General features: G+C 61.4%; 12 protein-coding genes. All 12 read right to left on the reverse strand.

Annotated features, from left to right (window positions below; translation table 11 throughout):
- Window positions 1–233: 233 nt before the first annotated feature.
- The gene (locus LKD37_RS06980) at window positions 234–1,406 is read right to left on the reverse strand and encodes a tyrosine-type recombinase/integrase (protein ID WP_302928540.1); all 1,173 of its coding nucleotides are present in this window, start codon (window positions 1,404–1,406) and stop codon (window positions 234–236) included.
- A gap of 128 nt (window positions 1,407–1,534) precedes the next feature.
- On the reverse strand, window positions 1,535–2,743 hold the full coding sequence (locus tag LKD37_RS06985; RefSeq protein WP_302928541.1) for a tyrosine-type recombinase/integrase: 1,209 nt from the start codon (window positions 2,741–2,743) through the stop codon (window positions 1,535–1,537).
- A gap of 2 nt (window positions 2,744–2,745) precedes the next feature.
- Window positions 2,746–3,003 carry a hypothetical protein gene (locus LKD37_RS06990; protein ID WP_302928542.1) on the reverse strand — a complete coding sequence of 86 codons (258 nt, stop codon included), beginning with the start codon at window positions 3,001–3,003 and terminating at the stop codon, window positions 2,746–2,748.
- Window positions 2,964–3,446 carry a hypothetical protein gene (locus LKD37_RS06995; RefSeq protein WP_302928543.1) on the reverse strand — a complete coding sequence of 161 codons (483 nt, stop codon included), beginning with the start codon at window positions 3,444–3,446 and terminating at the stop codon, window positions 2,964–2,966. The genes LKD37_RS06990 and LKD37_RS06995 overlap by 40 nt, the downstream gene beginning before the upstream one ends.
- A gap of 373 nt (window positions 3,447–3,819) precedes the next feature.
- On the reverse strand, window positions 3,820–4,728 hold the full coding sequence (locus LKD37_RS07000; RefSeq protein ID WP_302928544.1) for an alkaline phosphatase family protein: 909 nt from the start codon (window positions 4,726–4,728) through the stop codon (window positions 3,820–3,822).
- 34 nt (window positions 4,729–4,762) lie between these two features.
- Complete coding sequence (locus tag LKD37_RS07005; protein WP_302928545.1) at window positions 4,763–6,226, reverse strand: cobyric acid synthase; 1,464 nt, start codon at window positions 6,224–6,226, stop codon at window positions 4,763–4,765.
- Window positions 6,217–7,281 carry a pyridoxal phosphate-dependent aminotransferase gene (locus LKD37_RS07010; RefSeq protein ID WP_302928546.1) on the reverse strand — a complete coding sequence of 355 codons (1,065 nt, stop codon included), beginning with the start codon at window positions 7,279–7,281 and terminating at the stop codon, window positions 6,217–6,219. Before LKD37_RS07010 ends, LKD37_RS07005 begins: the two co-directional genes overlap by 10 nt.
- An 11-nt stretch (window positions 7,282–7,292) precedes the next feature.
- A complete protein-coding gene (gene cbiB / locus LKD37_RS07015; protein WP_349048821.1) occupies window positions 7,293–8,255 on the reverse strand; it encodes an adenosylcobinamide-phosphate synthase CbiB in 963 nt (320 codons plus the stop codon).
- Complete coding sequence (gene cobK, locus LKD37_RS07020; protein ID WP_302928547.1) at window positions 8,252–10,240, reverse strand: precorrin-6A reductase; 1,989 nt, start codon at window positions 10,238–10,240, stop codon at window positions 8,252–8,254. The genes cbiB and cobK overlap by 4 nt, the downstream gene beginning before the upstream one ends.
- Window positions 10,233–10,964 (reverse strand): precorrin-3B C(17)-methyltransferase, encoded by a 732-nt coding sequence (gene cobJ / locus LKD37_RS07025; protein WP_302928548.1) that lies wholly within the window; start codon window positions 10,962–10,964, stop codon window positions 10,233–10,235. The genes cobK and cobJ overlap by 8 nt, the downstream gene beginning before the upstream one ends.
- Window positions 10,957–11,967, reverse strand: coding sequence for a cobalt-precorrin 5A hydrolase (locus LKD37_RS07030; protein WP_302928549.1), 1,011 nt, complete (start codon window positions 11,965–11,967; stop codon window positions 10,957–10,959). Before LKD37_RS07030 ends, cobJ begins: the two co-directional genes overlap by 8 nt.
- Entirely contained in the window at window positions 11,964–12,719 is a 756-nt protein-coding gene (cobM, locus tag LKD37_RS07035; RefSeq protein ID WP_302928550.1) for a precorrin-4 C(11)-methyltransferase, read from the reverse strand. The genes LKD37_RS07030 and cobM overlap by 4 nt, the downstream gene beginning before the upstream one ends.
- Window position 12,720: the final 1 nt, after the last annotated feature.

Below are 12,720 nucleotides of genomic sequence, written 5' to 3' on the forward strand. Positions count from 1 at the left end.
TGACACAACTGAAGAATCAAAAGACAAGTGAGTTCTGTGCATCAAGTTTTTCTTGCTGTCATACGACGTTTTTTTAAAGCAAATTTCGAAAAAATCTATAGTGTTGAGTTATGACAAAAACCGTCTCAAGCAATATGCTTGAGACGGTTTTTATATGCAGAAAGTTAGGGGAATTGAAACCTGATTTGACCACTATTGCGCGTTTTGCGATCCAACTGAGCTATTACGCTATGTCAAATCTCCAGCATCCCTTGCAGTCCCGCGCTGGCGGCCTTTTTGTTCTTGTCAAACGCATGGGTGTAGATGTCCAGCGTGGTGGAGGGCTGGCTGTGGCCGAGGATGCCCGCCACCGTTGCGACATCCGTGCCGCCCGCGATCATCAGACTGGCGGCGGTGTGTCGGAGGGAATGGACGTTCAGCTCCTGCGGCAGGCCGTTCTTCTTGAGGATCAGCTTGAAGCGGTAGGTGAAGGTGGTGGGCGTCATGGGGAGCTGCGCTCCCTGACGGCGGAACAGGAAGTCGTCGGCGGTCAGCTCACGGCGGTCATAGGTTTCGGTGATGTATGCACATTCCTGTCGGTACTCCCGCAGAAGACTTTCCATCTCGGCGGAGAAGTACACATAGCGGTCACCTGCGCGGGTCTTGGGTTCCTTAACGAAGATTTCCTCGTCTGTCACCTTGACCGCGTTGCGGCAGATGTGGATGGAACGCTGCTCCCAATCAATGTCGCACCACTTCAGTCCGCAGCACTCACCCCGCCGCATTCCCGTGGCGATGATGAGCTTGAAGTAGGTTTCATACTTGATGCTCTCGCCCTCCAGCGCGGCGATGATCTTCTGCGCTGTTTCCTCGTCCGCGATCTTTTTTTCGCACTTGCGCCCGGCGTAGCGGTAGGTGCGCCAAGCCGGATTATGCGAAAGAAAGCCACCCTCCACGGCATCAGAGAGGATGCTGCACAGCGTAGCGTGCACGCCCTCAATGGTGTACTCGGAGAGTGGCTTTTTCGTTTCAATGCTGGTGACTTTTCGCAGTTCTGCGTAGAAATTCCGGAAGTGCTCCGGCCGCAGCTCGGTGAGCTTGTAGTGACCCAGCGCCGGGAGGATGCGCTCGATGTCCTGCCGGTCACGGCGGATGGTGGACTTCGCCAGCTTGTCGGGAGCGATGTCCGTCAACCACAGGTCGATGTATTTTGCCAGCGTGAGCTGCTGGATGGGCTGCGGCGTGTGGCGGCATTCCCGCTCAAAGAGGACTGCCTGCTCGTTGAGCCACTTTTCCACCTGCCTGGGCGTCAGCTCCTCCGGCGGATGGACGGTTTTCTGCTGGGGCTTGATGCGCTTGCCGTTGTAGTCATAGCCCATGGACACCACGATGAGATAGCTGCTGCCGCGCTTGCGGATGCTTGCCATAAAAATGACCTCGCTTTCATTTGATCTTGGTACAGTTGAGATTTGCTTGGCAAGCACAACATACCGCAAGCGCAGCGGTAAAGCTATCACAATTTTCTTGGAAAAATGAATTTCTACGAAAGCAACAATCATGCGCTGCGCCGCTTCGAGGAACGGGCGGCAAGATTGAAAATCTGTCCGCCGTCTGGACGGAGCATGGTGCGCATGGAGTCAGCCGCCTGCTCCTTCTGCGCCTGCTGCGGGTGGCAGTAGGTGCGCTCTAAGAAACCGGTGTCCACGTGCCCCACGAGGTCTGCCACCGTCTGCTTGTCCACGCCGCAGTGCAGCAGCGAGGTCACGAAGTAGTGCCGCAGGGTGTGGAGGTGGTACTCCCGTGGAAAGCCGATGGCGTCATAGATCTTCCGCAGCCGCTTGGTGAAGGTGTCCGGGTGGATGAGCTGCCCCTGCTCGTCGGTGAAGAGGTAGGGACTGAGCCTGCGGCGCTGCTTGTCCGCCTCCATCTGCTTGCGGCGCTTGTAGGCCAAGAGGATGCCCCGCAGGTCGGAGGATAGATAGACTTCACGGCTCTTGCCGTTTTTGGTGGAGCCCTCCACGATGCCCTTGCCGGGAACGCTGCTGCGGGAGCGGCTGACGGTGAGTAGCAGACCGTTTTGCGTGCCGGTGAAGTCCGACCATTGCAGAGCGCACAGCTCGCCCCGGCGGCAGCCGGTGTACATGGAGAGCAGATAAAACAGACGGTAGTGCCGCGGCTCCTTTGCCAGCGCGTCCAGCAGCTTTTCCACCTCGCCTCGCGTGGGGATGCGCTGCACCGTGCGCTGCGGTGTGGGCAGGTCTAACATCCGCGCGGGATTCTTTTCGATGATCTCATTGCGCTTGGCGTCGCTGAGTACGGCGGAGACCACGGAGAGGTACCGCTGCGCGGTGGATTCGTTGATGCGCTTTCCGTGGTGCTTGCGCTTGCGCAGCTCGGAGAGCATATTTTCCAGTGCCATCGGTCGGAGCTTATTGAGGCGGATGCCGCCGATCATGGGATACACCACCTCCAGCATCCGCCGGTATGCAGCGATGGTGCTGGGGGCATATTTCGTCTGCCGCTTCAGCCAGCGGGAGGCGAATTCCTCAAAGGTCATCTCGCCATCCTCGGCGTAGCCGGTCTTGAAGCTGCGCTCCAGCTCCTCGGCGGCGTGGGCGACATACTGCCCGATGCCGCGCTTGGGGACACCGGGCGGGACTTGGATGGTGGTCTTTGCCTTGCTGATTTTTTTGCCGTTGGGCCGGTAGCCGTTGCTGACGGTGATCTTATATCGCCGCTCATCTAATTTTTTGATGCTTGCCATTTTTAGAGTCCTCCCATCGTTTGCTCATGCTGCTGTTCTTCCCGCGCGGCGTGTTCATCCAATTTTTCTTTCACCGCCAGAGCCGCGCCTGCGGCGAAGCCGACCGCCGCGCCGAAGTTTTCGGCGGCGATTTTCTCCTCCATGCGCCGCCGCTTTTCCTCGGCGTCCTCATCTTCATCCAGTAGTGTCCCTGCGGCAGCCAGCCCAGCCGCAGCGGGGATCAGAGGAACAGGCCGCGGATCGCCGCCGCGCCATACCAACCCGCCAGTGCCGCCGTGCCAAGGATCAGCACCAGCATGATCCACTTGAGGGCCACCAGCAGGCTGAAGTCCGGGAGCCAGTCGATCCACTTGGAGGAATATTTCTCGCTCAGATTCCCAACCCGTTCCAGCAGTTTGTTCATCTCCGTCAGTGATTTCTGGATCTCTGTCAGAGACTTCTGCACCGGCGTCAGGTCGATGCGCGTTTTCAACTCCGGCAGCACATTCCGAATTTCCTCCAGCTCCCAGTTTATTCCGTCTGCCTGCTCTGTCAGCTTGTTCATCGCCTGCGGTAGCAGACATTGGATCACGATGGGGTGCATCGGCTGTGTCGGTGTACTCGGCGGTGCGCTGCTCAGCAGATTTTTCGGCTTCTCCGCATCGGCGCGGTTGCGGGCCTTCAGCTCGTCCGTGGATAATCTCCGCTCGGATTCTGAATTCATGCTCCATGGCCTCCTTGCAATACTTTTCCTCGTGTAGTTTGTTGTCGCGGCATCTCATGCCGTCCGGCGTGGTGTAGGTGATGTACTTGCGGCTGCTCTCCCAGCGGACTGTGTAGCCCTCGGACTCCATCAATGATACGAAAGCGTCCTTGTCGGCGGCGTACTTCATGCACGCATCAATTCCTCTCAAGGCGAAGCTTCCGATTTTTTTCAAATTGTCAAGTGTTTTTTTGATTTTTTTGCAAAAATAATCCAGACCGCCCTATCGGCGGTCTGGATTATTGCTTATCTTAATGAGATTACGGATAAGCCAGAGGTTTTGATTTTAAGCCTTGCCGCCGTTATGCAGTCTTCATATCTTGACTATTACCATTTAACGGCTGGTAAAAAAAGGCTGTGGGCCACCCAGATGGGCTCCGCTTTCTGGATCAGCTCCGTGGTCGGAGGCCACCACAATCTCATGCTCAGACGCCAACAGCCGGGAGAGCACCCGATCATCGACCCGGCGCAGGAAAGTCTCCTTTTCCGCCGAATCGTGGCGATGGGCCGCTTCATCCGCCCCGTTGATATGCAGCAGCACAAAGGGGCAGCGTTCCGCCGCTCGCAGAGCTGCCTCTGTCTTGGCGTCCAGATCCGTATCCACATCGCCAGTAGCCCCCTTTACCGGGAAAAGCTCCATGTGCAGCAGCCGGGCAATCCCCTTTACCAACTCCTTGCCGCAGATCACGGCGCTCTTCTGGGGAAATGGCGGCAGTGCTACCGGAACAGACTGTCCCCACAGAAGCATACATCGTTCTTTCGTCAGCAGTCTTTCAAAGGCATGGCGCAGTACCAGGCTTCCCTGCGGGCACAGTGCCCGCTGCCCGCCGGAAGGAATCTGCGTTACAATGTTATTCACAGTATGCGCCATGTGGGGAAATACCAGCAGTGCCTGATAGCCGCCCAGCCGGTAATAGGTAAATGCAGGATCCTCTACCTTTGCCGGGGCACAGCAAGGCATGGTGCAGCAGCCCTCTCCATCCAGCGTGTAGCAGCTGCCCCGCAGCAGCAGGTCATCGGGCCGGACGGGGATTCCGGCCCCCAGCGCCTCTACATAGCCTCGGAGATGTACCGGCAGATCCGTTACCCCCAACAGGCGCAGTACGCAGTGCAGTGTTTCCGGTGGGAAGCCGCCGCAGGTATCCACATACCGCACAGAACCCATGGACGCCAGATGGCCATATCGCTCCACCTGAAAGTGGGGATCCGTCATGCCGTCAATCACGCATAATATCCTGCTCAACTCTCTCCCTCTTTTTCCATTGGAACTTGTTTCGTTATACTTCCCGGCGCAGCACCCGGTAGACAAAGGACATATCCAGTCCGCCGCGTACCACGTCCGCCAGCAGGTCGTACTGCCGTTCCTTGTAGCCGCAGGCGTCAAAGGTTGCCAGCGCGTCAAAGGACACACCCTTTCTGGCGCACAGTGCTTTCAGGATCGTATCCGTGATGCCCGGCGCGTCAAAAATGCCGTGGACATAGCTGCCGTATACGTTTCTGCTGCCGGTGAGGGCGGGCATCTGCTGCTGACTGCGGCCCATGTGGATCTCGTACCCCTCGTAGGCGAGTCCGTTCAGGCCGGAGAGCATTCCCTCCACACCGTAAAAGACGCCTCGCGTCTGGGTCTGCACCTTTTCACCCCGAAATTCGGTGTCCATCTCCAGCAGACCCAAACCGTTGATCTCCGTGACACCGGCGGCCTCCACATGCTCCGGGTCGGACACGGTGCGCCCCAGCATCTGATAGCCGCCGCAGATGCCGAAAACCAGCGTGCCGGCGTCAGCCGCCTTCAAAATGGCCGCCTCCAGACCGGACTGCCGCAGCCACCGCAGGTCGGCAATGGTGCTCTTGGTACCCGGCAGCAGGATCATGTCCGGCTGGTGCAGGTCACTCACCTGATCCACATAGCGCAGCGACACGTTTCCGTAATGTTCGAAGGGGCTGAAATCCGTGAAATTGGAGATGCGCGGCACACGGATTACCGCGATATCCAAGAGCTTTCGCTCTTTGGAGCGGTCAAACCGCTCGGTCAGGCTGTCTTCATCGTCGATGTCTACGTGGGCGTAGGGGATGACCCCCGCCACCGGGATGCCGCACAGCTGCTCCAGCGTCTTCAGTCCCGGCTCCAGAATGGCCCGGTCACCCCGGAATTTGTTGACCACCACGCCCTTGATGCGGCGGCGCTCGTCCTCCTCCAACAGTGCCACCGTACCGTAGAGCTGGGCGAACACGCCGCCCCGGTCGATGTCGCCTACCAGCAGCACCGGCGCGTCCACCAGCTTGGCAAGGCCCATATTGACGATATCATCCTGCTTGAGGTTGATCTCCGCAGGGCTGCCTGCCCCCTCAATGACGATCACGTCATACTCTGAGTTCAGACTGTTGTAGGCCTCCAGCACAGCGGGGATGTAGTCCCGCTTGCGGTGGAAGTACTCCATGGCCTGCATATTGCCCCGCACCTGTCCGTTGACGATGACCTGACTGCCCACGTCGGTGGTGGGCTTGAGCAGGATGGGATTCATGCGGGTGTCCGGCTCGATCCCGGCGGCTTCTGCCTGCACTACCTGCGCCCGGCCCATCTCGCCGCCGTCCTTGGTGATGAAGGAGTTCAGCGCCATGTTCTGGCTCTTGAACGGTGCCACGCGGTAGCCGTCCTGCTTCAAAACGCGGCAGAGTCCCGCCGCCAGCAGGCTCTTTCCCGCATTGGACATGGTCCCCTGAATCATAATATTCATTGCCATAGTGATTTCTCCTTGCAGAATTGCCGGATGGCCGTTATCAATGCTTCATTTTCCCCGTGAGGCCTCACCGCAATGCGATACCACCCGTCACCCAGCCCGTTGTAATTCCCACAGCCACGGATGGCGATACCCTGCTGCAGCAGGCCCTCCCGCAGCCCCAGCGGCCCACGGAACAGCAGGTAATTGGCATGGGACGGGCATACCCAGAAGCCCAGCGCCGTCAGGTTATCCGTGAGCCACCGCCGCTCCGTGTGGACGAGGGACAGCGTCCTTTGCAGGAAGTCCCGCTCCGCCAGCGCCGCCACACCGGCACTCTGGGCCGGCGAGGACACGTTCCACGGCGGGGACGCGGCCGCCATGCGGCGCAGTAACGCATTGTCGGCGCACAGGCAGTACCCCAGCCGGATGCCCGCCATGCCGTAGCTCTTGGTGAATGCCTTCAGGATCAGCAGCTCCGGGTGCGCTGCCAGAAGGGACTTGGCGCTGACGCCGTCCTCCGTGAGATCGAGAAAGCACTCATCCAGAAACAGCCGCGCCCCTTGTGCCGCGCAGTTTTGCAGGATCTGCTCCAGCAGAGGGAGCGGGATCAGCCGCCCGGTGGGGTTGTTGGGGTTACAGAGGAATACCACCTCCGGTTTTTTTTCCTCTAAGAAGGACAGAAACCTCTCGTCCAAATCGAAATTCTGCGCCTGATGCAGGAAATACCGCTCTACGCGGCAACCCACCTGCGCCAGTCCCGCCCCATATTCCACAAAGGTGGGGGCCAGTTCCACCGCCGTCCGGGGCCGCAGGGCGGCGCAGTATGTGTAGATCAGGTCTGCCGCGCCGTTTCCGCAGAGAATATAGGACGCCGGCACCTGCTCATGGCCCGCGATAGCCTGCACCAGCCGGCGGCAGTAGGGGTCGGGGTAGCGGTGCAGCCGGGGCAGAGCCCGGCACACCGCCTCCAGTACGCCGGGAGGCGTACCCAGGGGGTTGGTGTTGGCGGAAAAATCCAGCGTGATACCGCCGCCGTATACATCGCCGCCGTGTTGATTTTTTGTTTGATACAGCATCTATGTCTCCTTCACAGTGCAAAGGGCAGCTTGACCCCGCAGCTCAAAAGCAGGGTGAGGATCGCTGTGACGGTCATCAGGCGGCACACACGGAGGATGTCCTCGTGGGTGATCTCCCGCGATGCGTCGCCGATATACTCCTTTTTGTGCAGCACGCCGTGGTACCACGCATCCCCGGCCAGACGCAGGCCCAGAAGCCCCGCGCAGACGGATTCCGTCTGCGCCGAGTTGGGACTGGCGTGCTTCCGGCGGTCGCGGCGGAAGATCCGCCAGCCTGCCGCCGTATCCAGCCCCATCAGGCCGCCCGCCGTCAGCATCAGCAGGGCGGACAGCCGCGCCGGGATATAATTCACCACATCGTCCGCCTTGGCGGGTACAAGACCGATGTTCTTATAGGGCGGCTCCACATACCCCAGCATGGAGTCCATGGTGTTCACTGCCTTGTAGAAAAATCCCAGCGGCGCGCCGCCGATGGCCAGAAACAGCAGCGGCGCCACCACGCCGTCGGAGGTGTTCTCCGCCACCGTTTCCACGGCGGCACGGGTCACGGCGGCATCGTCCAGCCGGTCGGTATCCCGCCCCACGATCATGGAAACAGCATGGCGGGAGGCGGCCAAATCCCCGCTTTCCAGCGCGTCATAGACCTTCATGCTCTCGTCCCGCAGGGACTTGACGGCCAAGATCTGCCAGCACATCACGCTTTCCAGCGCCAGACGCAGCCACGGGCTGACCAGACCGCTCAGCCACAGCAGCAGAGCCGGGACGGCGGTGGATACGATGACCACCGCTCCCCACAGGATGGCGCCCGCCGCCCGCTCACCGGAGGGCGTTTTGGGGCATATGCACCGCAGCCCCCGCTCCAACACACTGATACATTTTCCAATCAGAACTACCGGATGGGGAAAGCCGTGGGGGTCGCCCACCAGAAGGTCTATGCAAAAGCCGATAACAAGTGCCGCAAGCGACCACATCATGCCGTTTCTCCTCCGCCCTGCATCGTAAAAATATAAATGGGATTTTGTCCGCTCATCAGGTGGTAGCTTCCGGCTTTTCTGTCCCGCGCTGCTTGCAGGGACACCACCTCCGTCTCCGCAAAGGGGAACGCCGGCAGGCAGTCCGTCAGTTCAGCCACGGACTCCAGCGAAACGGCCGTGGCCACGATGCGGACATGAGGATTTTTTGCCAGCAGCAGCGCCACGATCTCGTGCATATTGCCGGCACTGCCGCCGATGAATGCGTGAGTGGGGGCTGGCAGACCGACGCAGGCCTCCGGCGCGCTGCCGCAGACCACCTGTAAGTTATCCAATGCAAACCGATTACGGTTTTGCCCCAGCAGCGCTGCGGCATCCTCTCGCCGCTCTACGGCGCAGACAAGCCCTTGCTTTGCCTGTAAGGCCATTTCCACCGACACTGAGCCGGTACCGGCGCCGATGTCCCAGCAGACGCTCCGCTCCGTCAGCCGCAGCTTGGAAAGGCACACCGCCCGCACCTCACTTTTGGTCATGGGAACCACGGGCATTCCCTCCGCACTGCGGAGAAAGGCGTCATCCGGCAGACCCGGTGTGACCACCGCGTCGGGATGGGGGTTTTCGATAAGCGCCACGCTCAGAGGGGCATAGACACCATCCGTCAGTTCCGCCGCCGTGCCGCGCACGATGCGCTCATCTGGGTAGCCCAGCCGCTGGCCCACATACACAGAGACATGGCCCAGATCACCCTCTGTCAGCGTACGGCACAGATCGTTGATGCCGCGCTCGCCGCCTACCAGCGCAAAGAGGCGGCTGGTTGCCCGCACCTCCGGCAGAATGTTGTGCTGCCGCCCGTGGAGACTCACCACCCGGACATCCTCATAGGAGGTCCGGAGCCGGGCGCACAGATAGGACAACGAGCTCAAACCCGGCAGCACCGCCGTGTCGCAGCCCTCCAGCAGGGGCAGCAGCTTTTTCGTGCCGCTGAAGAAGCCGGTATCGCCGGACATGACCACCGCGAAGCGGCGGTACTCCCAGTGGGTGCGGATAAAGTCCGCAATATCCTGCGGCGCAATGGCGTCGCAGGTGTGCTGTCCCGGCCGCGCCACAGCCTCCAGCATCCGTTTTGCGCCGATGAGACAGTCCGCCGCCTCAATGGTTTCACTGACCTCACGGGTCATAGCCTCCCGGCTGCCGGGGCCGATGCCGACGATCCGCACCTGCGGCCGGACGGTGCAGCCAAACCGCTTACGCAGCACATCCAGCACCGCCGCAAAGGGAAGCCCCTCCCGCTGAGGCGGGCGGCCAATGACCACCAGACCTGCGCCCGCCTTCCGGGCGGCGGATGCCTTAGCGGGAAAGCCGCCGGCTTCGCCGCCGTCCTTGGTCACCATCCATGCGGCGTCGGCAAACCGCAGTGTGGCCAGATCCATCTCCTCGGAGAAAGGGCCCTGCATGGCGATGATATGGGCGGCCTTCAGCCCTGCTGCGCGGCAGGCCTCCAGCGAGGCATCCATGGGCAGCACCCGGGCGTATACCCGCTGGGTAAAATCGGGGATGCCGCTATACGCCGCCAGCTCCTTACTGCCGGTGGTCAGCAGGATATTGCCTCGCGTACTCTCCAGAAATGCGGCGGCCGCCGCCGCATTCTCCACGCAGACCACATCCTCCGTCTGTTCGGAGGATTGCCGCAGCAGACGCAGATACTCCGTCTCCGTTTCCCGACAGGCTGTGCAGATGCTCTCGGTGATGGAGGTGGCATAGGGGTGGGTAGCGTCGATGACCAGATCGAACCGCATCCTTTGCAGCATCCGGATGATGTCCTCTACCGGGATGCATCCCGCCAGAATCGTAATGTTTTCCGCCTCCGGCAGCAGCGTTTCACCGTACTCCGTGGCCACGCATACCGTAGCCTGCACCGGCTGTCCGGCCAGGAATTCCACCAGCTCCCGGCCCTCCGTGGTGCCGGCAAACACGCAGATATTACACATTGCGGTATCCTCTGGGTGTGACCAGTTGACCGGCCACTGTTTTGACGACGGCGCTGCCGATCAGCACGGTGCAGAACATATCCACCTCCGCCTCCCGCAGCTCTGCCAGCGTCAGGATGCGGCTGCTCTGCCCCTCACGGCCAATATTGCGCACGATGCCGCACAGCCGCTCTCCCGGCAGACGGCGCAACAGGATATCGCAGGCCCGCTTCAGGTGGTCGGGTCTGCCGTGGCTGGCGGGGTTGTACAGGGCGATGGTCAGATCCGCCGCCGCCGCGCAGTCCAGCCGCTTTTCGATGGTTTCCCACGGCGTCAGCCGATCGCTGAGGCTGATGACCGCAAAGTCGTGGGTCAGCGGCGCACCCAGCACCGCTGCGGCGCTGCAAGCCGCCGTCAGACCAGGCACCACCTGAATTTCAGGCTCCTGCGCCTCGCCCCGCAGCTCATAGACCAGCGCCGCCATGCCGTAGATGCCGCTGTCACCGGAGCAGACCATGGCAACGGTCTTACCGCTGCGCGCCAGCTCCAGCGCCAGCTGGCAGCGCTCGGCCTCCCGTGTCATGGGGGTGGAGTGAAGCTCCTTGCCGGGGTAGCGATCCCGCACCAGATCCACATACACCGGATAGCCTACGATGGCGTCACACGCCCGCAGGGCGGTATCCGCCCGAATGGTCATATCCTCATAGCTGCCCGGCCCGATACCTACTACAGTTACCTTACCCAAAGCGCACCTCCCAATGCTCCGCCGCAACGGCGACGGTCACGCCGTCCCGCGCTGTTTTTTGTACGATCAGTTTTTCGGCATCCAGCAGCGCCGCCCGCTCACAGACATTGTCCACGCCGGTAACGGAGCGGACGAAGTCGGAGGGAGTGAAGTCACCCGCCACATCCCGCAGCTGCTGCGCCGTGTAAAAATGCACCGGCCAGTTGTTTTTCTCACAGGCGGCCAGCAGGCCTGCCTCGTCCTGCTTCAGGTCGATGGAACAGACGCCGCAGATGGCCGCCGTGTCCAGCCCATTTTCCGCGAACACTGTCTGCACCGCACGCACCACCGCCTCGGCGGAGATGCCCCGCCGGCAGCCTACACCTACCCGCAGTACGCGAGGGATAAGCCGCAGGGTGCGGGCGAAGTGTGCCTTTGTGCGCCAGCCAATGAAAACGCCCAGCGGGCCACTCTCCCCGGCAAACGTACCCTCCGGCAGGGGGGCGGGCAGAGAAAACTGGCTGCAAAGGGGGATATCCTTCTCTAAGATCGCCGCCGAAACCGCCTTGGCAAGCCCCATGTCGGAGATGGCGCAGCCGTGCCGGGCAGCCCATGCGTCCACGGAAAATTTGCCGCGGACATCGGTGGCGGTGGTGACTACCGCCGTGGCCCCCAGCTTTTCCGCCAGCTCCACCGCCAGCGCGTTGGCGCCGCCGATATGGCCGGAGAGCAGGGGGATCACAAACCGTCCCGCCTCGTCGATGCAAACCACCGCCGGGTCGGTTTTTTTGCTTTTGACATAGGGGGCAATCTCCCGCACGGCGATGCCGCAGGCCCCCACAATGATCAGTGCGTCCATGGCGGAAAAGCTCGCGCCATATACCGCCTTGTCCAGCGGCAGAAAGCCCGGCTCTTCAAAACGCGGCATGGTATAGCACTTCCATGCCTCCTCCGGCAGCGCCGCCAGTATCCGCCGCGCCGTGACGCAGCCGCCCCGGCTGAAGGCGAACAGGGCGGCTCTCATTGCGCCCCCTTGCGGAACTCCGTTGTAAAGTTGGGGTGATACAGCAGCGAGCGCAGATAGGTGTCACCCAGACAGTTGCCCACCACGATCAGCGAGGTCTTGGTCAGACCGTTGCCTGTCACCGTCTCGTGGAGCGTCCCCACCGTGCAGCGGAAGATATGCTCCTCCGGCCAAGTGGCCTTGTAGACCACCGCCGCCGGGGTGTCAGCGGTATAGCCTCCCGCCAGCAGCTGGGCTTGCAGCAGTTCGGTCAGTGAGGTGCTGAGAAACAGCACCATGGTGGCCTGATGGGCCGCCAGCGAGCGGATGGACTCCCGCTCCGGCACCGGGGTGCGGCCCGGGGCGCGGGTGATGATGACGGTCTGGCTCACATCGGGCAGGGTGTACTCCGCCCGCAGCGCGGACGCTGCGCCGCAGAAGGCGCTTACGCCGGGGCAGACATCGTAGACAATGTCCCGCTTTTCCAGCTCGTCGAACTGCTCCCGCACCGCACCATAGATGCTGGAATCCCCCGTGTGCAGACGCACCGTGGTCTTTCCCTCCGCCTCCGCTTTCTCGATGAGGGCGATAACCTCCTCCAGCGTCAGCTTGGCGCTGTCGTGGATCTCGCAGCCCTCCCTGGTGTAGTTCAGCAGCGCCGGATTCACCAATGAGCCGGCGTAGATCACCACGTCGGCCTCGCCCAGCAGCTTGGCGCCTCGGACGGTGATGAGGTCGGCAGCGCCGCTGCCCGCTCCCACAAAATGTACCATT

Origin of the sequence: Brotocaccenecus cirricatena (assembly GCF_020687045.1) — a bacterium.
GTDB classification, from domain to species: domain Bacteria; phylum Bacillota; class Clostridia; order Oscillospirales; family Oscillospiraceae; genus Vescimonas; species Vescimonas cirricatena.